This is a genomic window from Reyranella sp. GW821-FHT14A01, from assembly GCF_058803965.1.
In genome coordinates, this window is sequence record NZ_JBXAPM010000007.1 from 191,318 (window position 1) to 214,257 (window position 22,940).

Genomic DNA, 22,940 nt, shown 5'->3' on the forward strand with positions numbered 1-22,940 from the left:
TCAGAAATCCGCTGACAACGAGACGAGCACCGTGCGCGGCGCGCCCATGGCCAGGCCGTACAGCGAGTTCGCCGATTCCCAGTAGTTGTTGTTGCCGACGTTCAGGACGTTGAGCTTGGCGCTGAGCGGCCGGCCCTGTAGCTCGAAGCCGTAGCGCGCACCCACGTCGAAACGGACCCAGCTCGGGATCTGCTGGGTGTTGGCATTGTCGTAATATTGCGCGCTGGTGTAGATCGCACGGCCCGTCAGGGTGAGGCCGCGCACCCAGGGCGTGTCCCATTCCAGTCCGACATTGAGCTGCACGTCGGGCACGCCCGTCGCGACCTTGCCGTCGGTGAGGCCGCTGGCGGTCTTCTGCAGCCGGCCCTGCAGGAAGGTCACGCCGCCCAGCACGCGCACCGTGTCGGTGAGCAGTCCCATCGCATTCAGCTCGATGCCGCGATTGCGCTGCTCGCCGTCGGCCGTGAAGGTGTTGGTCGCCGCATTGGCGATGCCGCTGGGCTGGGTGATCTGGAAGAGCGCCAGCGTGGTGATCAGGCGTCCCCAGTCGACCTTGGCGCCGACTTCGAACTGGTTCGACACGAAGGGCGGCAGCGCCTGGCCGGCATTCGCGAAGTTTGCGGGAACGATGCTGCCGGGCTGCAGGCCCTGCATGTAGCTGCCGTAGAAGGAGACGTTCTCCCACGGCTTGAAGAGCACGCCCACGGCCGGCGTCAGCGCGCCGCTCGAATAGTTGGAGGTCCGCAAACCCGAGACGTTGTTGTAGTTGTTGCTCTCGATCTGCTGTTGGCGCAGGCCCCAGATCAACTGCACGCGGTCTTCGGCCGCCGACATCGTGTGACCGAAGCCGTAGCTGTAGAAAAGCGAATCGCTGGAGCGGTTGGGATTGAGGAACGGCGTGACGGGCGCCGCGACGAAAGTCGGATTGTAGATGTTGGACGTGACGGTCGTCAGCGTCGGAAGCTGGTTCGACGTGACGGTAAACAGCCGGTTGCCGACCAGCGACACCTGGTGATGGATCGGCCCGGTCTCGAAGCGACCGCGGACACCCACTTCCTCGCTGTCGGTCTGGCTGAGGAACGGAATGTACTGGATCGGGTTCGTGAAGTTGCCCATCGCGTTGGTGATCGTCGGCCGCCCGCCGACGGCGTTCGACCGGGTCGTGCGGCCGCCGATCATTCCATAGACCGTCCAATCCTCCGAAATGTCGAACTCGCCGCGAAAGCTGCCGAACCTGTCCTCGATGTCGGAGTAGGTCCAGGGCTGCGCCGCATTGGACATGGCGCTCGGCGCCGCCGGAATGGCGATGCCGGGATTGATGCCGAAATTGCGGAAGGGCGCGGTCGCATATTGCCGCTGGTATCCGAGATCGACCGCCAGCCGCGCCCGCTCGCCGCGATAGTCGAGCGCAAGCGCCAGGAGACCCATCTCCTGCGACTGGTTCTGTACCGCCGTGTTGCCGCCGCGATAGCTGCCGTTGAAGCGGACGCCCCACTCCTTGTTGTCGCCGAAGCGGCGGCCGACATCGACATGGCCGCCGAACTGGCTGTTCATCGCGTAGTTCGTGGTGACCCGCGTCGTCGGCGTCTCCACCGCGCGCTTCGGGACAATGTTGAGCATGCCGCCGATGCTGCCCTGCGGTGGCATGCCGCTCACCAGCGCGCTGGGACCTAGCAGGAGCTCCACCCGCTCGACGAAGTCGGCGCTGATCGTCTGACCCGGCAGGACACCGTAGAGGCCGTTGAACGAGATGTCCCAGGGCGCAACGAAGAAGCCACGGATGTAGGTGGTCGGCACGAACGAGGTTTCCGACGTCGCCATGCGCACCGAGGGATTGTTGGCCAGCACCTCGGTAACGGTGCGGGCCTGCTGGTTCTCGACGGTCTCGGCCGTGTAGCTGGTCTGGCTGAACGGCGTGTTCATCACGCCCTTGTTCCCGAACAGGCCAAGCTGCGCGCCGGTTGCGACCTGGCCGCCGGCAAAAGGCGGCGGGACATTGTCGATGATGGCCTGCGGCGGCACGGTCGAACCCTGCACCTGTACCGGATCGAGCTGAAGCGCGCCGCTGCTGCTGCTATCGGACAGGCGCTGCAGCATCGCCGTGTTGCCGGTGATGCGATAGGTGATGCCGGTGCCCGACAGCAACCTGTCGAGCGCCTGCGTCGGCGTCAGGGCGCCGCTCGCGCCCGGCGAGGAGACGCCCTGGGCGAGGCCGGCGCTGATCGAGACCTGCATGCCCGATTGCTGGCCGAAGGCGGCGAGTGCGCCGGCCAGCGGCTGCGGCGGGATGTCGAAGGTCCGTTGCGCCTGGGCGACGTTGATCTCGGGCTCGGCCTGGGCCAACACCTCACCGCTCATGCCGGCGACCGTCGCCAGCGCCAACGCAGCACCTCGCAGGGCCTGCCGGCCCCCGTTGCGGACAACCGCCATACGCACTCTCTCCCCAAACGACTTGGCGCGGCGACCGGGTCTGCGGCGGCGTCTCAGATCGGCGCGTGGTCAATCAACGTCCGGCACAGGCAAAGTTTTTGAAAAAAGTTCGCGCGGGTCAGTTCGCGGAGACGACGATCAACCAGGGCGACACCTGGCGGACGAACCCGCCATGCACGCCAGCGGCCGCGCGCAGCGCCGCGACCGGATCGTCGAGATTGTAGACGCCGGTCACGCGCTGCCCTGCGAGCGCGCTGTCGGTGACGAGCACGATACCGCCATAGGAGCGGCGTACCTCTTCGACGATGTCCGAGATCGCGCGATCGCGGGCGACGATCTGCCCCCGCTGCCAGGCCGCGACCTCAGTCGGCGGCACGATCCCGCGCGCGAGGGCACCGTGCCCTTCCACCCTCACCCAGTCGCCCGCTTTCAGGCGCTCCGAGACACGCGGCGCGGCAGCCCGATCGACACGCACCTCTCCCTCGCGCACGGCGACGAACGCGCCCTCGTCCAGCAGCCTCACGTCGAACACGGTGCCGAGCACGGTCGTCTCGACGCCGCCGGCCTCGACACGGAACGGGCGCGCGCTGTCCGGCACCACTTCGAACAGCGCCTCGCCCCGCAGCAGCCGCACCCCACGGCCGGTTCCGGCCATCACCTCGATGGCGCTGCCGGGCGCCAGGCGCACCGCGGAGCCATCGTCGAGAACGACCGAACGGCTTTCGGCGACGGAAGTCACATGGTCAGCCCGCCATTGCAGCAATAGGCCAGGCAATGCCGCAAAAGCGAGGCAGGCGGCAATCGCCAGCGAAGCGGCCGACAGCGCGAACCGCCGGCGGCGCGCGCGGTCCAGATTGACGACAGGCCTGTCTGCTGCCGGCCGGGCGTCCCGGGCAGCACGATGCGCGACATAGGCCGGCGTGCCGACCGCCTCATAGACATCGGAAACGCCGGCCCAGGCGGCGGCATGCTCGGGGCTCTCCGCGAGCCATGCCTCGAACCGCTCGCGCAGTCCGGCATCGTCCGGCGAATCCTCCAGCGCCAGCAGCCAGTGGGCCGCCGCGACCGAAGCATCCTTGTCATCCTTGCCGTCGATCGACATGTCCATCCTTGGCCAGGGCAGCCGTCCACCCACGTCTCACCAGACGCTGCAGCATCCGGAAATTTTTGAAGAATCTTTTGGCCTACCGGCCCGCCTTCAGCCGGCGATGGCAATGCGCCAGTCCCTCGGCCACGATCTGGTAGGCGACGGGCACGGAAATGCCCAGCCGGGCGGCGATGTCCTTCAGCTTGCAGCCCTCGATGCGGCGCATCTCGATGGCGATGCGGGTGCGCTCGGGCAGCTCCTCCATCACCTCGATCAGCAAGCGGATATCCTCGCGCACAGAGGCCTGGACTTCGGGCGACGCCACGCCATCCGGCAGCGATTCCGCCTTGGACAGGTCCTCGTTCTCGACCACCCGTTCGCGCGCCATTCGGCGGCGACAGTCGACCGACAGGTTGCGCACGATGCGGTAGAGATAGCCGACCGGCTCTTCGAGCGAGCCCTTGGCCATGGCCGAGACGAAGCGCAGCCACGCTTCCTGGACGACATCCTCGGCACGCGCATGATCGCCGACGATGCCGCTCGCATAGCTCGTCAATGCAGGTCGATGCGCTGCGTACAGCGCCAATGCGGTCGGCTCGCCGCCCAAGCAGGGCTCCTCATTTGCGAATTATTCGCAAGTGACCTTATAGGCGCCCCCCAACGCCTCCGGCAAGCGCAGCAACGACTCGTTCCAGCGTGCGTTGAGCGGCGTATCGGGCACGGCCGGGGGACATACATGATCATCGCACGCAACACCGACATTGCCGGCCTTGGCTCGTGAACGACCATCGGCCCTCGCGGCTCAGCGAAGGACTTCCCTATCCGCTCGGCGCCACCTGGGACGGGCTGGGCGTCAATTTCGCGCTCTTCTCGGCGCACGCCACCAAGGTCGAACTCTGCCTGTTCGACTCATCGGGCGAGCGTGAGATCGAGCGGATCGTGCTGCCGGAATACACCGACGAGGTCTGGCACGGCTATCTGCCGGACGCGCGGCCGGGCACGATCTACGGCTTTCGCGTTCACGGTCCCTATGAGCCGGCTGCCGGCCATCGCTTCAATCCCAACAAGCTGCTGCTCGATCCCTACGCCAAACAGGTGATCGGCAAGCTGACCTGGAACCCCGCCCTCTTCGGCTACAAAATGGAGAGCGGCGACGATCTCACCTTCGACGATCGCGACAGCGCGCCGTTCACCTACAGAAGCTGCGTCATCGATCCGGCCTTCAGCTGGGGCCGCGCGCCGCGGCGGCACACCGCCTGGGAGAATACGATCGTCTACGAGGCCCATGTCCGCGGCCTGACGCAGCTTCATCCCGCCGTGCCCGAACCCCTGCGCGGCACCTATGCCGGCCTCGCCTCGGCCGAGATCACCAGCTACCTCTCCTCGCTCGGCGTCAGCGCCGTCGAGCTGCTGCCGGTGCACACCTTCGTCGACGACAGCAACCTGCTCGAGAAGGGGCTGAAGAATTATTGGGGTTACAACACGATCGGCTTCTTCGCGCCGGCCCGGCGCTACGCCGCCAATCCCGACTTCGCCTTCGCCGAGTTCAAGGAGATGGTGGCGCATCTCCATGCCGCCGGTCTCGAGGTCATCCTCGACGTCGTCTACAACCACACCGCCGAAGGCAACCAGCTCGGACCGACGCTCTGCTTCAAGGGCATCGACAACGCCTCCTACTACAGGCTGGCGCCCGAGCCGCGTTACTACATCAACGACACAGGCACCGGGAACACCGTCAACCTCAGCAATTCGAGGGTGCTGCAGCTGGTGATGGACAGCCTGCGCTACTGGGCAACCGACATGCGCATCGACGGCTTCCGCTTCGACCTCGCCACCATCCTCGGCCGCGAGCCGCACGGCTTCGAGGAGGAAGGACGCTTCCTCGATGCCTGCCGCCAGGACCCGATCCTGTCGGAGGTGAAGCTGATCGCCGAGCCGTGGGACATGGGACCGGGCGGCTACCAGGTCGGCCGCTTCTCGCCCGGCTGGGCCGAATGGAACGACGCCTTCCGCGACACGGTGCGCGCCTACTGGCGCGGCGACGAGGGCAAGCTGCCGCCGATGGCGGCGCGCCTCACCGCGTCCGCGGATCTTTTTGCCAAGCGCGGCCGCAAGCCCTGGGCCTCGATCAACTTCATTACCGCGCATGACGGATTCACCTTGGGCGATCTCGTCGCCTACAACGACAAGCACAACGAGGCCAACGGCGAGAACAACAAGGACGGTCACTCGCACAATCTCTCGAACAATTACGGTGCCGAGGGACCGACCGAGGATCGCGACATACTCGAGACGCGGCTGCGCCAGATGCGCAACATGCTGTCGACGCTCATCCTGTCGCGCGGCACGCCGATGCTGCTGGGCGGCGACGAGTTCGGCCGCAGCCAGAAGGGCAACAACAACAGCTACTGCCAGGACAACGAGATCTCGTGGGTCGACTGGCAGGGAATTGGCCCCGACCAGCGCGACCTCGCGGAGTTCGTGCGCAAGCTGATCATGATCCGCCACGCGCTGCCGATGCTGCGCCGCGGCCGCTTCCTCACCGGCGCCTTCGACGAGGAGCTTGGGGTGAAGGACGTGAGCTGGCTGACGCCGGCGGGTGCGGAGATGACCGACGAAAACTGGAACGACGGCAACGCGCGCTGCCTCGGCGTCCTGCTGGACGGCCGTGCGCAGGAGACCGGCATCCGTCGCGTCGGTTCGGATTCGACGTTGCTCATCATCCTGAATTCCCACACCGATACGGTGCCGTTCACCTTGCCCGAGGCGGTCGGCGGGTCGCGCTGGGTCAGGCTGATCGACACCAGCGATCCCGAGGGCGAGCCGCTGGCGCTGCGCGACTTCGGCCACGCCTACGACGTGTCGGCGCGCTCTTTGCACCTCTTCGTGCTGCAGCCTTCCCGTACGCCGCAGCGCGACACCGCCGCCGAGCGCTCGTTCCAGCGCGTGGTCCAGGCGATGGACGAAGCCTCGACGAAATCGGTGCGTTTCGGCTTCGACTGAGGTAGCCCTGATCGGGATGCGGCAGCACGCGGACCGAGGTAGGGAGACACGATGCTGAGCTATGCGCTGGTGCTGTTCGTCGGCCTGATTGCCGGGACGGTGAGCGGCGTCGTGGGCACCGGGGCGACGGTCATCCTGCTGCCGGTGCTGGTCATCGTCTTCGGGCCGCGCGAGGCGGTGCCGATCATGGCGGTGGTCGCGCTGATGTCGAACTTCGCCAAGATCACCGCCTGGTGGCGCTTCATCGACTGGCGCGCGGCCGGGGCCTATGCGCTGGGCGGCATTCCGACCGCGGCGCTCGGCGCCCGCACCCTGCTGGCCCTGCCCGAGAACACGGTCGAGACGGCGCTCGGTGTGTTCTTCCTGGTGATGATCCCGGGCCGGCGCTGGCTCGCCGCGCGCAACGTCACGCTCGGCTATGGCGGCATGTTCGTGGCCGGAATCGTCATCGGCTTCCTGACGGGCATCGTGGTCTCGACCGGGCCGCTCAGCGTGCCCGCCTTCGCCGCCCATGGACTGGTCAAAGGCGCGTTCATTGCGACCGAAGCGGCGGGCTCGCTCGCGCTCTACATCAGCAAGGCCATCACCTTCCAGGCGTTCGGCGCGCTGCCGACCGACATCGCGATCAAGGGGCTGATCACCGGCTCCTCGGTGATGGCCGGCACCTATCTCGCGCGCCTGATCGTCGAGCGGTTGAGTATCGCCGCGTTCCAGAACCTGCTCGACGGCGTCATGCTGCTATCGGGTGTCGCACTTCTTTGGCAGGCGCTGAGGTAGACGGCTGCAATTTCCTTCGGCATGGATGTCGTCCCTTCGAGGAGATCGACAATGGCAATCACGAAGAAGCAGGAAGAGCGGGCGCTGAGCGCGGACGAGAAGGAACTGGTCGGCATGTCGGCCGTGCGGGCCTCGCGGGCGCTGACCGATTCCGAGCTCACCCGGCTGGTGAAGCGCCTGCGCACCAAGCGCGACCGCGCGAAGACGGTGGCCGAGCGCCAGCGCCGCGAGATGCGCGGCAAGGTACGCGCGCGCGGCGCCGCGCCGGCCAAGGACGACGACGGTTCGCAGCTCAAGCTCACCATCCTGTCGGCGGCGCTCGCCCGCCTCGACACCGAGACCGAGCGTCGCGCCAAGGTGAAGGCCAAGGAGGCGCTCGTCGCCAGCGCGAAGAAGGCCCTCGCGCAGAAGCGGGAAGCGAAGTCGCCCGCCAAGGGCAAGACCGCGCCGAAGACGGCCCGCGGTACCCGAGGCGGCCTGCGTGGCAAGGCGCGCGTCGAAGTCGAGCACCACGTTCCGGCCTCGGTGCGCGGCGCCGTCCGCAAGCAGAACGCGCGCGTACAGGCCAAGCGCGACGCCCGCTGAAGTCGCGCCCGCAATACGGGCCGCGATGCGATAGGGCGACGCCGACAGGGGCGTCGCCACACGCTAGACTGGCAGCAAGCTTCCAAGGGAGGAACGCATGCTGGCCAACACCACGCGTACGCTTACCGAGGCACAACGAGAGCAGTGGGCCGTCGACGGCTACCTGCAGATCGAGGGCGCGCTGTCGTCCGCCGAGGTCGATTTCTTTTCCAAATTGCTCGACGACAAGGTTCGCACCGAGCCGGGCTACGAGCCCGCGCCCGGCACGCTGCCGCGCGGTCATTACGCGTGGAAACTGCCCGACCAGAACAAGGACGCGTTCATGGACCGGCGCGACCTGCTGCCCTACCACCAGGCCTTCATCGACCTGATCGACCGGCCCGCGATCTTCGACCTGATCCTCGACCTGATGGGTCCCTACATCCAGTTCTCGATGAGCCAGGCGATCGTGCGCGCCTCGACCGACCTGTTCCCGGGCTACACTCACACCGACGGCGGACAGGCGCAGAAGGCGATCCGCGTCAGCGAGACCAGCCGGCCGCTGGCGGTGAAGGTCATGTACCTGCTGACCGACGTGACGGCGGAGAACAGCGGCAACTTCACCGTGTTCCCCGGCAGCCATCTGCGGCCCTTCCCCGAGCGCGCCGAGCGCGTGCCCAGCCCGGGCATGCCGGGTGCGGTGCCGCTGCTGGGCAAGGCGGGCGACGCCTATGTCTTCCCGCACGCGCTGTGGCACGGCCCCTCGCCCAACCATTCCGGCAAGGCGCGCAAGACCCTGCTCTACAATTACTGCCAGATGTTCATGCGGGCCTACGATTTCAGCGGGCCGTACGCTGCGATCCTCGACCGCTGCACGCCGCGCCAGCGCCGCCTGCTGGGCGACCTCGGCCACGATTTCCGCCCCGGCGACTTCTTCTATTCGCCCGAGGACCAGGAAGCGGTGATGACGGGTACCGCCTAACCCCAATCCCGTCGTCTCGACCGAAGCGCCCTCTCGGGAAACCTCGGGGCAGGCTCCACTCCGCCTCGCTGCGCTCGGCTCCGGTCGAGACGACGGGAAGTTTTTGCATCAGCACTTGTGAAAACCGTCTTCTCTTTTCAGCGCTTGTCCGGCGTCGTAATGGCTGTGTCCGGACGGGCGCTCGTGTGGGCGGCCCTCCCCTAAAGGAGTGTCTATGAAGAACGTCGTCATGGCGGCCGCGATGGCTGCCCTCGCCCTCTCGACCGGCGCCTGCAGCATGCAGCAGTCGTCCGCGCAGCAGCTCAACACCACGAATGCGAACTCGCGCATCTATATCGGCTCGCTGACCTGCAACGTCGGCGGCAGCACCGGCTACGTGCTGGGCTCGGCCAAGCCGCTCGACTGCGTGTTCCTCGGCAAGGACGGCGTCTCGACGGCGCAGTACACCGGCACGATCGACAAGGTCGGCATCGACATCGGCTACACCAAGGCCGTGCACACGATCTGGCGCGTCTACTCGCTGGGCTCGGACCGCGGCGTGAACCAGATCGCGGGCACCTATGTCGGCGAGCAGGGCACGGTCGCGGCCGGCAACCAGGCCGGCGGCAACTGGATCTATGGCGGCCCGAACGCCGAGATCGGCATGGTCTCGTCGGGCGTCGTGAAGGACGCCGGCTACAACCTGGCGACCGGCGTCGCCGCGATGACGATCCGCCTGAAGCAGTAGCTTCGGCTCAGACCCGAGCCGCCGTCGCCGCCTGCAATGCGCAGCCGGCGACGGTGATGCGGTGCATCAGCCGCCGCTCGCCGTGATAGTCGTTCTGGGCGCTGTGCCAGGTGGCGCGGTTGTCCCAGAAGGCGATCGAGCCGTCGCGCCACTGGAAGCGGCTGGTGAACTCGCTCCGCGTGACATGCGCGTAGAGATATTCCAGCAGCGGATTGCTGTCCTCGACGCTCCAGCCCTCGAAGTGCAGGGTGAAGTCCGCATTGACGTAGAGCGCCTCGCGGCCGCTCAGCGGATGGCGAATCACGACCGGATGCAGCACGTCGCCGACCTGGTCGCCGTTGTGGAAGACGAGGTCGCTGCCGCTCGCCTTGCGCGCGGCGGTGCCGAAACGATGCGCCGACGAATGCACGGCATTCAGCCCGCGCAGCGTCTGCTTCAATCCTTCCGACAGCGTCTCGAAGGCGCGGTAGACGTTCGCGAACAGCGTGTCGCCACCCTTCGACGGCAGCTCGCGCGCCACCAGGATCGAGCCCATGGCGGGGATCTGGTCGTAGGTGTGATCGGTGTGCCAGCGCTCGCCGATGTTCTTCTGCTGCTGCGGCTCCTTGCGCACCTCCGCGATCTGCGGATAGCCGGCGACCGGCGTGAAGTAGCGATTGATGTCGATCTGGCCCCAGCGCTGCGCGAACGCGATGTGCTGCTCGGGCGTCAGCTCCTGGTCGCGGAAGAAGATCACGCCATGCTCGACGAAGGCGCGCTGCACCTCGTCCCACTGTCGGTTGCTCATCGACTTGAGATCGAGCCCCAGCACCTCGGCGCCACAGCCCTCGAGCTCGCGAACCTGAACCGTCTCGTACGTCATGGGGCTACCTCCGGTCCCGAGCTTACCGCGCCTGCACTCCGAGCAACAACAATGCCACGGACAGCGTGAAGACGCTGGCGGCGGTCGAGATCACCACGGCGTTGGTCGCGCGGGCGACGCCGATCCCGTACATCTGGGCGATCAGGTAGACGTTGGTACCGGCCGGCAGGGCAGCATTCAGGGTCGCCACGTTAAGCCACAGCGGATCGAGCGGAATGACGTAGCGGCCGATCGTCCAGACCAGCACCGGCAGCACGGCGAGCTTGAACACCGACACCACGACGGCCGACTGCCAGTGCCCCTTCAGTCCGACATGGGCGAGCGAGGCGCCGACCATGATCAGGCCGCAGGGCGCCGCCGCCACCGCGAAGGCCTGCAGGATGCGGTCGATCACCGCCGGCGTCGCGACCCCGGGCACGTGCGTCGTGATTTCGCCCCACAGGAGGCCGGCGAAGATCGCCGGGATCACCGGGTGCTTCAGCATCGATAGCGCCGCGCCGCCCAGGCGCTTCAGCACGTTGGCGCGCCGCCCGCCCGCGCCGTCCATCTCCATCAGGAAACAGGTGAAGGTGAGCAGGATCAGCGAATGCACGCTGATGATCATCAGCAGCGGCACCAGCCCCTGTTCGCCGAAGGCGTAGCTGATGAAGGGGATGCCGATGCCGACGCCGTTGGAGAAGGCGCCGCTCAGCGCGAACATGGCGCGGTCGCCGAGCCGCAGCCCCTGCATCCGGCCGAGCACCATCAGCAGGCCGTAGAGGACGGCGACGCCGCTGAAGAAGGCCAGCAGCACCTGCGGCTCGAGCGTCTCCAGCCGCACCTTGGCCATGGAGCGGAAGAGCAGCGCCGGGAACAGGACGTAGAAGGTGACGGCGGTGAAGCCGCGCAAGCCCTCCGGACTGAGGAGCTTGCTGCGGCCGATCATCCAGCCGACCAGCACCATGCCGAAGACCGGCAGGATGATGTCGAAGATGGCGTTCATGCGCTGGGGGCGCGCCACGCCCGTGGCGCGTCCTTACTCATTCTGCCGGGCGCGGGCTCTCGCGCCCCAGCGTTTTCGCCGGAGTCGGCGAAAACGCGAGAAGGCGCCGCCGCCCGCCGGCGCATGTGAATGCGCCTTAAGCCGCCATCGCGAGGTTGCTGTAGCGCGTCAGGTGATGCTGCTGGTTGCCGAACATCAGGTCGATCATCGTCAGCCGCTTGAAGTAGTGGCTGACCGACAGCTCGTCGGTGACGCCCATGCCGCCGTGCATCTGCACCGCGCTCTGGCCGCAGAACTTGCCCGACTTGCCGATCTGGACCTTGGCGCCGGAGGCCGCCTTGGCGCGCACCGTCGGATCCTTGTCGTCGATCTTGAGCGAGGCCATCAAGGTCATCGAACGCGCTTCCTGCGCGTTGGTGAAGCAATCGACCATGCGGTGCTGCAGCACCTGGAACTTGCCGATCGCCACGCCGAACTGCTTGCGGGTCTTGATGTAGTCGAGCGTCGCGGCGTTGATCGCGTCCATGCAGCCGGTCGCTTCGGCGCAGAGTGCCACGATGGCGCGATCGACCGCTTCCTCGACAGTCGGGAACGCCTCATCGACCTTGCCCAGGACGGCGTCGGCGCCGACCGAGACCTTGTCGAAGGTGAGCTCTGAGGCGCGCAGCGAATCCTGCGTCGGGTAGTCGCGGCGGGTGATGCCCTTGGCCTTGGCGTCGACCACGAACAGCGTCAGGCCCTTGGGCTCGCGCGCCGAACCGGCGGTACGCGCCAGCACGATGATCTCGTCGGCCGAGGCCGCATTGTAGACGACGCCCTTGTGGCCCGACAGCGACCAGCCATTGCCTTCCTTGGTCGCCTTGAGCGACACGTCGGCGAGATTGTAACGGCTCTGGCGCTCCAGCCAGGCGAAGGCGAACTGCTTCTTGCCCTCGATCATCGGGGCCAGCAACGCCGCCTTCTGATCGGCCGATCCGGCGCGGGCGATCATGCCGCCGCCCAGGACCACCGTCGGCAGGAACGGCTCGAGCACCAGGCCCTTACCGAACTGCTCCATGACGATCATGGTCTCGATCGGGCCGCCGCCGTAGCCGCCGTCTTCCTCGGAGAAGGCCATGCCGAGCCAACCCAGCTCGGCGAACTGCGCCCAGTTTTCCGTCAGCCAGCCCTGCTCGGTCGCCGCGATCTTGCGGCGGTTCTCGAACGTGTACTTCTCGCGCGCAAAGCGCTCGGCCGATTCCTGCAGCTGCTTCTGTTCGTCGGAAAGGGACAGATCCATGTTTCTCCTCCGGAATTCTTGATCGCGGTTATAGCCCCCGTCAGAGGCCAAGCACCATCTTCGAGACGATGTTCTTCTGAATCTCGGTGCTGCCGCCGTAGATGCTGGTCTTGCGCATGTTGAAATAGCGCGGCGCGGCCGGCGGGGCGTGGTCGGGCCCGATCGGCGTCTCGTTCGTGTCGTGGAACAGCATGCCGGGCTGGTAGGGCTGGGCATACTCGCCCACCGCCTCCATCGTGAGCTCGGCGATGCGCTGCTGGATCTCCGAGCCGCGCACCTTCAGGGTCGAGACCTCGGGGCCGGGCGCGCCGCCCTGGGCCATGGTCGAGAGCACGCGAAGCTCGCTCATCTCAAGCGCCTGGACCTGCAGGTCGATGTCGGCGATCTGCGCGGTGAAGGCGGGATCGTCGGCCAGGGTGCCGCCATTCTGCGGCTCGATGCGGGCGATCTGGCGCAGCACCGAGACGCCGCGCTTGGAGGCCGGGACCTCGGCGATGCCCAACCGCTCGTTGGCCAGCAGGAACTTGGCGCAGGTCCAGCCCTCGTTCTCCTTGCCGATCAGGTTCTCGACCGGGACCTTCACATTGTCGAGGAACACGTCGTTCACGTGATGGGCGCCGTCGGTCATGATGATCGGCCGCACGGTGACGCCCGGCGTCTTCATGTCGATCAGCAGGAAGGAGATGCCTTCCTGCGCCTTCACTTCCGTGTTGGTGCGCACGAGGCAGAAGATCCAGTCGCCCCAATGCGCGAACGAGGTCCAGGTCTTCTGACCGTTCACGATGTAGTGGTCGCCACTGTCGTCCTTCTGGCGCACCGCGCGCGTGCGAAGGTTGGCGAGATCGGAGCCAGCGCCCGGCTCGGAATAGCCCTGGCACCACGACACGTCGGAGCTGCGGATGCCCGGCAGGAAGCGCTCCTTCTGCGCCTCGGTGCCGAAGGTGTAGATCACCGGGCCGACCATCTTGGGGCCGAACGGCAGGATGCGCGGCGCGCCCTCTTCCGCCAGCACGTTCTCGAACAGGAAGCGCTGCGTCACGTCCCAGCCCGGGCCGCCGTACTTCTTCGGCCAGGTGTAGGCGAGCCAGCCCTTCTTCCCGAGCGCCTTCTGCCACACGATGTGGTCGTCGCGGTCGTAGTGCTTGCCCGAGAAGGTCTTCTCGCGCGTCGCGGGTGACAGGTTCTCGTGGACGAAGGCACGCACTTCGTCGGCGAACGCCTTGTGTTCGGGCTTGAGGGCGAGGTCCATCTAGCTCTCCGTCATAGCGTCATTGGAGCGCGCCACTCCAGTGGCGCTCATGATGTCCGCGCGCCACTGGAGTGGCGCGCTCCCATGAATGATCACAGTCCCAACACCATCTTGCTGATGATGCCCTTCTGGATCTCGTTGCTGCCGCCATAGATCGTGGTCTTGCGCGTGTTGAAGTAGCGCGGTGCGGCGAGGTGGGCGTAGTCGGGACCGACCGGCTCCTCGTTCGTGCCCTGCCACAGCAGGCCCGGCAGGTACGGCGCGGAATATTCGCCGACCGCTTCCAGCGTGAGTTCGGTGATGCGCTGCTGGATCTCCGAGCCGCGGATCTTCAGGCCCGACACTTCCGGTCCCGGCTGGCCGCCATGCGCCATCGTCGAGAGCACGCGCAGCTCGGTGAATTCGAGCGCCGTCACCTGGATCTCGAGATCGGCGATCTTCTCGGCGAAGCTCTGGTTCTCGATCAGCGGGCGGCCGTTGTCCTGCTCGGCGCGGGCGATGTCCTTCAGCGCCTCGACGCCGCGCTTGGACTGCGGCACGGCGGCGATGCCCAGCCGCTCGTTGGCCAGCAGGAACTTGGCGCAGGTCCAGCCCTCGTTCTCCTTGCCGACCAGGTTCTCGACCGGGACCTTCACATTGTCCAAGAAGACCTCGTTCACCTCGTGGCCGCCGTCGGCCATGATGATCGGCTTCACCGTGATGCCCGGCGTCTTCATGTCGATCAGCAGGAACGAAATCCCTTCCTGCGGCTTCGACTTCGAATCGGTGCGGACGAGGCAGAAAATCCAGTCGGCCCAGTGGCCCATCGTGTTCCAGGTCTTGGACCCGTTCACGATGTAATGGTCGCCGTCCTTCTCCGCCTTGGTGCGCAGGCTCGCGAGGTCGGAGCCCGAGCCCGGCTCGGAATAGCCCTGGCACCACCAGATGGTGCTCTCGCGGATCGCCGGGAGATACTTCTCCTTCTGCGCCTCGGTGCCGAACGTGTAGATCACCGGCCCGACCATCTTGCTGCCGAACGGGATGATGCCCGGCGCATATTCCTCGGCGCAGATATTCTCGAAGATGTAGCGCTGGGCCGGCGTGAAGCCCGGGCCGCCATGCTTCTTCGGCCAGGTGTAGACCAGCCAGCCCTTCTTCCCGAGCGCCTGCTGCCAGCGCATGTAGTCGTCGCGGATCAGGTGCTTGCCGTTCTTCACCTTGTCGCGCGTGTCGGGAGACAGGTTGGCGCGCACGAAGGCCCGCACCTCGTCGGCGAATTTCTGTTCTTCAGGCGTGAAAGCGAGGTCCATGGTCCCCTCCCGAGGAGGCATTTTCGATTTGGCCGGAGTTTAGCCACGAGGCCGGTCCGGACAAGCGCAGAGAAACCGACTGGCGGCTGACCACGCCGAGATGCGGAACGGGTTTACGTAAAAAAATCCCGCGTCATCAGGCGTTTCAGGGCCCTCGCAGCGCGCCGTCACCATATTCGATCCAATGAGCCGTATCGACCCGCCCGCCGAGAGCCGCATCAGTGACTGGTATGCCGGCGCCAGCCTGGCCGACAGCTTCGCCGCCACCCTGACGCCGGAAGCGCCCGCCGATATCGACACCCTCGCCACGCTCCTCTTCGCCGATCCGCCGGTGTGGTTCACAATCCTGCTGGCGATTCGCGACCGGGTGATGACGCTGTTCGACGTGAGAGCCTCGCACACATTGAGCGCCGCCGAGCACATCGCCTTCTTCCCCGTCCTGTCGCGCTCGACCGACGAGATCGTCCTGGGTGCCGACGACCGCCATCTCGATTTCCGGGCCTCGGTGCTCCTGCGCCGCGCCGACAATACGCTCGTCGCCACGACGGTCGTGCGTTGCCACAACCTGCTGGGCCGCCTCTATCTCGCGGCGATCCTGCCCTTCCACATCCTGGTGGTGACCGATGCGTTGCGCCGTCTGCGCCGCCGCTTCTAACGTCACGACGGGACGATCAACACCCGGTCCGCCTTCATCTTCTCGATCGCCTCGTCGCTCAATCCGGCCTCGCGCAGGACCTCGACGCCGTCGCCGCCGATCGGGGGCGCGTGGCGGCGGAACTCGACCTTGGTCTTCTCGAAGTCGAGGGGGCTCGCGAAGGTGGTGATCGGCCCCTCGGTCGGGTGCTCGCGCTCGGTGAAGAAGCCGGTGGCCTTGAGGTGCGGATCGTCCTTCAGCTCCTCGAGCGTGCGCACCGGCATGGCCGGGATGTCGGCCTCGTCGAACACGTCGAGCCATTCCTGGGTCGGCCGGTGCTTCAGGAGCTCAGCGAGCACCTGGTAGAGCTCGCTGAAATGCTTGGCCCGCTCCATGCGGTCGACGAACTTCTTTTCCTGGGCAAGGTCGGGCCGTTCCGCCAGCTCGAAGAACTTGACCCAGTGCGCGTCGGTATAGGGCAGCGCGCAGATGTAGCCGTCCTTCGTCGGGAACGGATGGCGGAACTTGTTGATGATGCGGTCGTAGCCCATCGGCGCGCGTTCGGGCTGCCAGGTGGCGCCGAACAGGTGCTCGGTCAGCCAGAAGGACGCCAGCGTCTCCAGCATGGGCACCTCGATCATCTGCCCCTCGCCGGTGCACTTGCGGTGGTAGAGCGCGCCCAGCACCGCGATGCAGAGATGCAGCCCCGTCGTCTTGTCGGCGATCAGGCTCGGCATGAAGCGCGGCGGCAGCCCGTCGACCCTGCTCTGCAGCGAGGCCGCGCCCGAGACGCCCTGCACCAAGTCGTCGAAGGCGGGCTTGTGGCCGTACGGCCCCTTGCGCGCATAGCCCAGCGAATAGGCATAGATGATCGACGGGTTGATCTTCTTCAGCTCCTCGTAGCCCAGCCCCAGCCGCTCGATCGCCTGCGGGCGGCTGTTATGGATGAAGAGGTCGGCGTCCTTGATCAGGTCCTTGAGGACGGCGCAGGCGGCGGGTTTCTTGAGGTCGAGACAGATCGAGCGCTTGTTGCGGTTGGCCGCCATGTAGATCGGGCCCATGGCCGGGGCGTTGCCGAGGCTGCCGCCCGAGGCGCGCAGCAGGTCGCCTTCCGGCGGTTCGACTTTGATCACGTCGGCGCCCATGTCGGCCAGATGTTGCGTGGCGAACGGCCCCAGCAACACCGCCGTCAGATCGATTACGCGTACACCCTGCAACGGTCCCGGCATTTCCTCGCCCTCGCTCTTTCGTTATTCGTTCCTTGGCGCGCGCACTATGGCATACACGAATGCGCCGGGGCATGTTCGGGCCCTGAACGGAGAGAAGGTTAGCAATGCCTGGAGCGCTGGACGGTCTGCTGGTGGTGAGTGTCGAGCAGGCGGTGGCCGCTCCCTATTGCGCCGCCCGGCTGGCGGATGCCGGCGCCCGCGTCATCAAGATCGAGCGGCCCGAGGGCGATTTCGCGCGCGGCTACGATGCCTATGTGCACGGCCAGTCGAGCTACTTCGTCTGGCTGAACCGCGGCAAGCAGTCCCTCACCCTCGACTTCAAGGCCAAGGACGACCTCGCTTTGCTGCACCGGCTGATCGGCAAGGCGGATGTGCTGATCCAGAACCTGGCACCGGGCGCCGCCGAGCGTGCGGGCTTCGGCTCGGCCGCCATGCGCGCGGCGCACAAGAAGCTGATCACCGTCGACATCTCGGGCTACGGCGACCACGGTCCCTACAAGAACCGCCGCGCCTACGACCTGCTGGTCCAGGCCGAGAGCGGCCTGGCCTCGATCACCGGCACCGAGCATGCGCCCGGCCGGGTCGGCATCTCGGCGACCGACATCGGTACCGGCATGTATGCCCATGCCGCCGTGCTGGAGGCGCTGATCGCGCGCGGCCGGACCGGCGAGGGCCGCGCCATCTCTGTCTCGCTCTTCTCCTCGATGGCGGAATGGATGACCGTGCCGCTGCTCGGCATGGAATATTCCAACTACGAATGGCCGCGGCTTGGCCTCACCCATCCGTTCATCGCGCCCTACGGCGTCTATCCGACCTCGGACAAGGTGCCGGTGCTGATCTCGATCCAGAACGATCGCGAGTTCGAGCGACTGTGCCACAACGTCATCGACCGGCCCGGTCTGGAGAAGGACCCGGACTATGCGACCGGCAAGGCGCGCAACGCGCGGCGCGACGACACCAACGCGATCGTGGCCAGGAGCTTCGCGTCGCAGACCTTCGCCGATCTCTCCGCCCGCCTCGACGCCGCGCAGATCGCCTGGGCAAGGGTCAGCGGCGTGAAGGACCTGTCGACGCATCCGCAGCTCCGTCGCACCGGCTTCAATTCGATCGGCGGCGAAGACGTCTCGATCCCGGCGCTGGCCGCTTCCTACACCGGCGAACCCGAGCGGCTGGGCGATGTGCCGACCTTGGGCCAGCACAGCGACGCGATCCGCAAGGAGTTCGCCGCCTGATGTCCAAATGGCTGACGGGCTTAAGGCTCGCGGCCTATGGCGGCGCCTACTTCTTCGCCGCCGGCGCCTTCATGAGCTATTGGCCGGTCTGGCTGCGCGACCGCGGCGTCACCGACACCGAGATCGGCACGCTGTTCATGTCGCGCCAGATCATCACCGTGATCGCCACGCTCTCGGTGGGCTGGATCGTCCATCGCCTGGGCGGCCCGCGCGGCGTCATCGTGGCGCTGGGCATCGGCGCCGTCGTGATGATGGGTGCCTACCAGTTCTCCTACTCGTTCCTGGCGATCTTCATCGTCACCATGATCTGGGGCTTCCTCTGGTCGCCGCCGATGCCGCTCTATGATGGCGTGCTGGTGACGGAGACCAAGAAGCACGGGCTCGACTATGCGCGGGTGCGCATGTGGAGCTCGGTCGCGTTCATCTTCGGCACGTTCCTCGCGGGCATCGCCGTCGACCGCTACGGCCCGCCCTGGGTGCTCTATGTCGGCATGGCGAGCATCGTGCTGCTGGCGCCGCTGGCGATGCTGCTGCCGGCCACGCCGCCGCGCGCTGCCGCCGCCGCGCACGGGCACGCGCCGTTCCGCGTCAGCGACCTGCTGCGCCAGCCGGCGTTCCTCCTGTTCCTGCTGGCCTGCGGCCTCTGCCAGGCCAGTCACTCCGTGCTCTACAGTTTCGGCACGCTCACATGGCGCGGCGCCGGCATCGATCCCGTGACGATCAGCGCGCTGTGGGCCGAGAGCGTCGCCATCGAGATCGTGCTGATGCTATTCGGCGGCTGGCTGCTGGCAAAGCTGGGCGTCTGCGGCCTGATCGGTCTCGGCCTCGCCGCCGGCCTGGTGCGCTGGACCGGCATGGCCTTCACCACCGAGCTGTGGGCGCTGGTGCTGCTGCAGGCATTGCACTCCTGCACCTTCGCCGCCTGCCATCTCGGCGCCATGGCCTTCCTGCAGCGCGCCCTGCCGACGCACGGCGCCGCGATCGGCCAGAGCCTCTATTACGCGCTGGGCACCGGCGCCACGCAGGCGGTCGTCTACCAGTTCTCGGGCCTGCTCTATTCGGAGTACGGCCAGCGCGCGTTTCTCGGCATGACGATCGTCAGCGCCATCGGCATGTGTGCCCTGCTTATGCTCGCCCGCACGTGGAAGGGTGGGCTGCTGGTGGGACAATCAGAAGCGAAAGGTCCCTCGCTGCGCTCGGGATGACAATAAAGCGAAGTTTGTCATCCCGAGCGCAGCGAGGGACCTTTAATTTTCAGCGCGACCTTCCGCGCGCCGTGACCGGCCAGATCTCGACCAGCGTGTCGCCCTTCACCACGTGATAGCTCTCGTAGAGGTTCACGGTCGGGTCGCAGTGCGGCGGCGTCAGCACGACCTGCTCGGCGAGCTTGGGGGCCTGCTGGCCTTCCGGCGCAATCACCGCGAGATGCTCGTCGCCCATGAAGCGGGTGGTCGCGCCCGGGGCGGCGCCCTTCAGGATCATCGGCGGGCCCTTCTCGGTGGCCATCGCCTTCAGGCCGGCATCGACCGTCACCATGCCCGGCGTGTTGGCGCTGACCACGCGCGCGTCGATCTGCAGCGCCTGCTCGAAGGTCGGCTTGTCGAGGCCGCGCAGGTCGCAGACGTTGTAGTCGTGGTCCATGAACACGTAGGAGCCGACCTGCAGCTCGGTGAAGACGCCGAGCTTGGCGTCGATGTAATGCGTGCCCGTCCCTGAGCCGGTGACGATGCCGGGCTTCAGCCCCGCCTCTTCCAGCTTCGCCAGGATGCCCTGCAGGTATTCCGTGCGCTCCTTGATCTCGGCGGTGCGCTGCTTGAAGTCGACGATGTGCTGGTGGCGGCCACAGTAGAACTGGACGCCGGCATAGTGCAGCGACTTGAAGTTCGCGATCTTCTGCACCAGCGCGACCGTGGCCTCGGGCGAGGCGGTGCCGGTGCGGTGGATACCCGGATCGATGTCGACGATCACGGTGAGGGGCTTGCCAGCCTTTGCGGCAGCAGTGGCCAGCGCCTCGGCATTGGCGGGATGGTCGACCACCAGCATCAGGTCGGAGACCTTGGCGTTCAGTTCCACCAGCCGCTGGATCGCCTGCGGCGTCACCACCGGCGAGGTGATGTGCAGGCTCTGCACGCCCGCCTCGCCCAGCGCCTCGGCCTCGCCCAGCTTGGCGCAGCAGACGCCCAGCGCGCCGGCCGCCATCTGGCGCTTGGCGATGTCGGCCGACTTGTGGGTCTTGGAATGCGGCCGGAGCTTCACGTTGTGCGCCTTGGCGAAGTTCGCCATCTCCGCGATGTTGCGGTCGAGCATGTCGAGGTCGAGCACGAGGGCCGGCGTGTTGAGCGATCCGCGCGATCCCTGCTGTCCGATGAGGTGGCCGTGCAGGCGCTGGGCTTCGCTGGTCATTTCTTCTGTCCTTCGGTTTGCAATGTGCGGACGACCATGGCTTCGCCGGTCGTGCCGCGGTTGACGCCGGCGCTCTTCATGAAGGTGTTGTCGGCGCCGGTGCCCCAGAGCGCGACGCCCTGGGCCAGCAGGCCGCCATCCACCTTCACCGTCTCGCCGGTGATGAAACGTGCCTCGTCGGAGGCGAGGAAAGTCGCCACACCGGCGATATGCTCGGGCTCGCCGCGATCGGGCCAGGGTTGCTGCGCGAACTGCTTCTCGTACTTGTCGGGCCGGCCGCGATGGACCAACGGCGTCGAGATCACACCCGGCGCGATGCCGACGACGCGGATGCGATCGGGGCCCAGCTCCGTCGCCACGTTCTCGATCAGGCTGATGCAGGCCGCCTTCGCCGCCGAATAGGCGTGGCTGCCGCCGCCGCCCACCATGCCGGCGATCGAGGCGGTGACGAGGATCACGCCGCCGTCACCGTGTTCCTTCATCGCCTGCGAGGCATGCTTCATGCCGAGGAACACCGAGCGCGTCAGCACCGCGAACGTATAGTCCCAGTCCTCGACGCTGGTCTCGGCGATCGGCCCGAAGGCGCCGCCGACACCGGCATTGAGATAGGCGATGTCGAGCCGCCCGAAATGGCTTTTGGCCTCGGCGACCATCGCCGCGACATCGGTCTCCTTTGAAACGTCACAGCGCACGAAGCCGATCCTGTCGCCATGGCCCTGCGTCTTGGCGACCGCCAGCGTCTCCGCACCATTGGCCTCGTTGAGATCGGCCACGATCACCTTCGCGCCTTCGGCCAGGAAGCGCATCACGGTCGCGCGGCCCATGCCGCTCGCGCCACCCGTGACAATGGCCACCTTGCCCGCCAGTCGATTCATGCCGGTTTCGTCCTCCGATGCCATGGTGGTGTCGTCGGCATCGCGAGGCAAGTCTGACGTTTCGCCACCCCACGGCTCAGGTAAGCGCGGCGCACGCCTCTCCGATCGACCGCCCGGCCTCGTGGATGTGTTCGGTCGGCACAGCGAAGGTCATACGCACATAATGGGGAAGCCCGTAGCCCTCGCCCGGCAAAAGCGCGACGCCGGCCCGATCGAGAAGATAGTCGGAGACATCCTCGCCCGAGTTGAGCACGCGGCCCTGCGGCGTGCGCTTGCCGACCACGCCGGCGCAGGAGATGCAGAGATAGAACGTGCCCTCGGGCGGCGTGGCGGAGAGGCCCTCGCAGCCGTTGACGAGAGAGACGGCGAGGTCGCGCTTTTCCTGAAGGAGGGCCAGACGCTCCGCCAGCACGGTCTGTGGACCGCTGAGCGCTGCGGTCGCGGCCGCCTGGCTGATCGACGAGGTGCAGGAGGTCACCAGGTACTGGACCTTGGTCATCTCCGCCACGAGATCGGCCGGCGCCGCGGCATAGCCGATGCGCCATCCCATCATCGAATAGCTCTTGGCCACGCCGCTGATCGTGACGGTGCGGTTGCGCAGGTCCGGCGCAGCCTCGAGGGGCGTCACCGCCTTCCGGCCGTCGTAGACGGAATGTTCGTAGAGATTGTCGGCCAGCACCCAGACATCGGGATGTTGCCGCAGGACCGCACAGAGGTCGGCCAGTTCGGCACGCGTATAGACCGCGCCCGTTGGATTGACCGGACTGTTGAGGACGACCCAGCGCGTGCGCGGCGTGATAGCGCGCGCAAGATCCTCGGGCCGCAGCTTGAAGCCGTTGTTCTGGGCGCAGGACACCGGCACCGGAACGCCGCCCGCGAGCCTGGTCTGGCCGTAATAGGTCGCCCAGGTGGGGCTCGGCACGATGACTTCGTCGCCCGGCTTCAAGGTCACCGCGAAGGCGGTGGCGATGGCCTGCGATGAGCCGTTGCTGACGATGATCTCCGAGCGCCCGAACTCCAGACCGTTCTGGCGTCGGAAATGTCCGCGCACCGCATCCTTCAGCTCGGGCGTACCGTCGACGTTGGTGTAGCGCGTGTCGCCCGCTCGCGCCGCGGCCACGGCGGCCTCGACGACGTGCGGCGGCGTGGGGAAGTCGAGGTCGCCGGCGGTCATGTCGATGACCGTGCGGCCCTGGCTTCGAAGGTCGAGCACCTTTCGGCGAAAGGCGGCGGCCGGCGAGGAATGAAGACTCTGCGTCTTGGATTGGACAATGGACATGACGCGATAGGTAGTCCGGATTGATCATTTCAAAAATAGATGATTAGATGTTTCAGA

General features: G+C 66.7%; 20 protein-coding genes. 8 read left to right on the top strand and 12 right to left on the bottom strand.

All coding sequences use genetic code 11. The features are described from left to right. From AC1ROX_RS14080 to AC1ROX_RS14090, 3 genes are all read right to left on the bottom strand, one after another. Positions 1-2,430 carry a TonB-dependent siderophore receptor gene (locus tag AC1ROX_RS14080; protein WP_493126549.1) on the bottom strand — a complete coding sequence of 810 codons (2,430 nt, stop codon included), beginning with the start codon at positions 2,428-2,430 and terminating at the stop codon, positions 1-3. A gap of 118 nt (positions 2,431-2,548) precedes the next feature. Next, complete coding sequence (locus tag AC1ROX_RS14085) at positions 2,549-3,532, bottom strand: FecR family protein (RefSeq protein WP_493126551.1); 984 nt, start codon at positions 3,530-3,532, stop codon at positions 2,549-2,551. 82 nt (positions 3,533-3,614) lie between these two features. After that, positions 3,615-4,124 (bottom strand): RNA polymerase sigma factor, encoded by a 510-nt coding sequence (locus AC1ROX_RS14090; RefSeq protein WP_493126553.1) that lies wholly within the window; start codon positions 4,122-4,124, stop codon positions 3,615-3,617. A gap of 170 nt (positions 4,125-4,294) precedes the next feature. On the opposite strand from AC1ROX_RS14090, the gene glgX reads away from it, so the two are divergent. The 5 genes from glgX (at position 4,295) to AC1ROX_RS14115 (ending at position 9,570) form a co-directional block, all read left to right on the top strand. Then, the gene (glgX, locus tag AC1ROX_RS14095) at positions 4,295-6,520 is read left to right on the top strand and encodes a glycogen debranching protein GlgX (RefSeq protein ID WP_493126555.1); all 2,226 of its coding nucleotides are present in this window, start codon (positions 4,295-4,297) and stop codon (positions 6,518-6,520) included. Between the two features lie 54 nt (positions 6,521-6,574). Further along, positions 6,575-7,297, top strand: coding sequence for a sulfite exporter TauE/SafE family protein (locus AC1ROX_RS14100; protein ID WP_493126736.1), 723 nt, complete (start codon positions 6,575-6,577; stop codon positions 7,295-7,297). A gap of 51 nt (positions 7,298-7,348) precedes the next feature. Then, the gene (locus AC1ROX_RS14105; protein WP_493126557.1) at positions 7,349-7,882 is read left to right on the top strand and encodes a hypothetical protein; all 534 of its coding nucleotides are present in this window, start codon (positions 7,349-7,351) and stop codon (positions 7,880-7,882) included. A gap of 97 nt (positions 7,883-7,979) precedes the next feature. Next, entirely contained in the window at positions 7,980-8,843 is an 864-nt protein-coding gene (locus tag AC1ROX_RS14110) for a phytanoyl-CoA dioxygenase family protein (RefSeq protein ID WP_493126559.1), read from the top strand. Between the two features lie 214 nt (positions 8,844-9,057). After that, positions 9,058-9,570: a DUF992 domain-containing protein gene (locus AC1ROX_RS14115; protein ID WP_493126561.1), complete on the top strand. Its 513-nt coding sequence runs from the start codon at positions 9,058-9,060 to the stop codon at positions 9,568-9,570. Positions 9,571-9,577: 7 nt separating this feature from the next. Here the strand turns inward: AC1ROX_RS14115 and AC1ROX_RS14120 are convergent, their stop codons facing one another. The 5 genes from AC1ROX_RS14120 to AC1ROX_RS14140 all read right to left on the bottom strand — a co-directional run bounded on the left by AC1ROX_RS14120 (position 9,578) and on the right by AC1ROX_RS14140 (position 15,231). Then, complete coding sequence (locus AC1ROX_RS14120; protein ID WP_493126563.1) at positions 9,578-10,432, bottom strand: TauD/TfdA dioxygenase family protein; 855 nt, start codon at positions 10,430-10,432, stop codon at positions 9,578-9,580. Positions 10,433-10,454: 22 nt separating this feature from the next. Beyond that, on the bottom strand, positions 10,455-11,432 hold the full coding sequence (locus AC1ROX_RS14125; RefSeq protein WP_493126565.1) for an AEC family transporter: 978 nt from the start codon (positions 11,430-11,432) through the stop codon (positions 10,455-10,457). Between the two features lie 118 nt (positions 11,433-11,550). Beyond that, positions 11,551-12,693, bottom strand: coding sequence for an acyl-CoA dehydrogenase family protein (locus AC1ROX_RS14130; protein WP_493126567.1), 1,143 nt, complete (start codon positions 12,691-12,693; stop codon positions 11,551-11,553). A gap of 40 nt (positions 12,694-12,733) precedes the next feature. After that, entirely contained in the window at positions 12,734-13,942 is a 1,209-nt protein-coding gene (locus AC1ROX_RS14135; protein WP_493126569.1) for an acyl-CoA dehydrogenase family protein, read from the bottom strand. A 92-nt stretch (positions 13,943-14,034) separates the two neighbouring features. Beyond that, the gene (locus tag AC1ROX_RS14140) at positions 14,035-15,231 is read right to left on the bottom strand and encodes an acyl-CoA dehydrogenase family protein (protein ID WP_493126570.1); all 1,197 of its coding nucleotides are present in this window, start codon (positions 15,229-15,231) and stop codon (positions 14,035-14,037) included. Positions 15,232-15,415: 184 nt separating this feature from the next. On the opposite strand from AC1ROX_RS14140, the gene AC1ROX_RS14145 reads away from it, so the two are divergent. Beyond that, positions 15,416-15,886, top strand: a complete 471-nt coding sequence (locus tag AC1ROX_RS14145) for a DUF2867 domain-containing protein (RefSeq protein WP_493126571.1) — start codon at positions 15,416-15,418, stop codon at positions 15,884-15,886. A 2-nt stretch (positions 15,887-15,888) separates the two neighbouring features. Here AC1ROX_RS14145 and AC1ROX_RS14150 read toward each other — a convergent pair whose 3' ends face one another. After that, positions 15,889-17,094, bottom strand: a complete 1,206-nt coding sequence (locus AC1ROX_RS14150) for a CaiB/BaiF CoA transferase family protein (RefSeq protein ID WP_493126573.1) — start codon at positions 17,092-17,094, stop codon at positions 15,889-15,891. Positions 17,095-17,198: 104 nt separating this feature from the next. Between AC1ROX_RS14150 and AC1ROX_RS14155 the strand changes: the two genes are divergently transcribed. Both AC1ROX_RS14155 and AC1ROX_RS14160 read left to right on the top strand, forming a co-directional pair. Continuing rightward, positions 17,199-18,326, top strand: coding sequence for a CaiB/BaiF CoA transferase family protein (locus tag AC1ROX_RS14155; protein ID WP_493126575.1), 1,128 nt, complete (start codon positions 17,199-17,201; stop codon positions 18,324-18,326). Further along, positions 18,326-19,531, top strand: a complete 1,206-nt coding sequence (locus AC1ROX_RS14160) for an MFS transporter (protein ID WP_493126577.1) — start codon at positions 18,326-18,328, stop codon at positions 19,529-19,531. Before AC1ROX_RS14155 ends, AC1ROX_RS14160 begins: the two co-directional genes overlap by 1 nt. Positions 19,532-19,580: 49 nt before the next feature. Here the strand turns inward: AC1ROX_RS14160 and AC1ROX_RS14165 are convergent, their stop codons facing one another. The 3 genes from AC1ROX_RS14165 to AC1ROX_RS14175 all read right to left on the bottom strand — a co-directional run bounded on the left by AC1ROX_RS14165 (position 19,581) and on the right by AC1ROX_RS14175 (position 22,883). Beyond that, positions 19,581-20,729 (bottom strand): DSD1 family PLP-dependent enzyme, encoded by a 1,149-nt coding sequence (locus AC1ROX_RS14165; RefSeq protein WP_493126579.1) that lies wholly within the window; start codon positions 20,727-20,729, stop codon positions 19,581-19,583. Next, positions 20,726-21,604, bottom strand: a complete 879-nt coding sequence (locus AC1ROX_RS14170) for an SDR family NAD(P)-dependent oxidoreductase (protein WP_493126581.1) — start codon at positions 21,602-21,604, stop codon at positions 20,726-20,728. Before AC1ROX_RS14170 ends, AC1ROX_RS14165 begins: the two co-directional genes overlap by 4 nt. Before the next feature lie 76 nt (positions 21,605-21,680). Next, positions 21,681-22,883, bottom strand: coding sequence for a pyridoxal phosphate-dependent aminotransferase (locus AC1ROX_RS14175; protein ID WP_493126582.1), 1,203 nt, complete (start codon positions 22,881-22,883; stop codon positions 21,681-21,683). Positions 22,884-22,940: the final 57 nt, after the last annotated feature.

Coding starts and splice junctions, on each gene's coding strand:
- AC1ROX_RS14150 (WP_493126573.1), bottom strand. CDS start 17,094: ATGCCGGGACCGTTGCAGGGTGTACGCGTAATCGATCTGACGGCGGTG.
- AC1ROX_RS14085 (WP_493126551.1), bottom strand. CDS start 3,532: ATGTCGATCGACGGCAAGGATGACAAGGATGCTTCGGTCGCGGCGGCC.
- AC1ROX_RS14140 (WP_493126570.1), bottom strand. CDS start 15,231: ATGGACCTCGCTTTCACGCCTGAAGAACAGAAATTCGCCGACGAGGTG.
- AC1ROX_RS14115 (WP_493126561.1), top strand. CDS start 9,058: ATGAAGAACGTCGTCATGGCGGCCGCGATGGCTGCCCTCGCCCTCTCG.
- AC1ROX_RS14160 (WP_493126577.1), top strand. CDS start 18,326: ATGTCCAAATGGCTGACGGGCTTAAGGCTCGCGGCCTATGGCGGCGCC.
- AC1ROX_RS14110 (WP_493126559.1), top strand. CDS start 7,980: ATGCTGGCCAACACCACGCGTACGCTTACCGAGGCACAACGAGAGCAG.
- AC1ROX_RS14105 (WP_493126557.1), top strand. CDS start 7,349: ATGGCAATCACGAAGAAGCAGGAAGAGCGGGCGCTGAGCGCGGACGAG.
- AC1ROX_RS14175 (WP_493126582.1), bottom strand. CDS start 22,883: ATGTCCATTGTCCAATCCAAGACGCAGAGTCTTCATTCCTCGCCGGCC.
- AC1ROX_RS14145 (WP_493126571.1), top strand. CDS start 15,416: ATGAGCCGTATCGACCCGCCCGCCGAGAGCCGCATCAGTGACTGGTAT.
- AC1ROX_RS14155 (WP_493126575.1), top strand. CDS start 17,199: ATGCCTGGAGCGCTGGACGGTCTGCTGGTGGTGAGTGTCGAGCAGGCG.
- AC1ROX_RS14080 (WP_493126549.1), bottom strand. CDS start 2,430: ATGGCGGTTGTCCGCAACGGGGGCCGGCAGGCCCTGCGAGGTGCTGCG.
- AC1ROX_RS14120 (WP_493126563.1), bottom strand. CDS start 10,432: ATGACGTACGAGACGGTTCAGGTTCGCGAGCTCGAGGGCTGTGGCGCC.
- AC1ROX_RS14130 (WP_493126567.1), bottom strand. CDS start 12,693: ATGGATCTGTCCCTTTCCGACGAACAGAAGCAGCTGCAGGAATCGGCC.
- AC1ROX_RS14170 (WP_493126581.1), bottom strand. CDS start 21,604: ATGAATCGACTGGCGGGCAAGGTGGCCATTGTCACGGGTGGCGCGAGC.
- AC1ROX_RS14165 (WP_493126579.1), bottom strand. CDS start 20,729: ATGACCAGCGAAGCCCAGCGCCTGCACGGCCACCTCATCGGACAGCAG.
- AC1ROX_RS14135 (WP_493126569.1), bottom strand. CDS start 13,942: ATGGACCTCGCCCTCAAGCCCGAACACAAGGCGTTCGCCGACGAAGTG.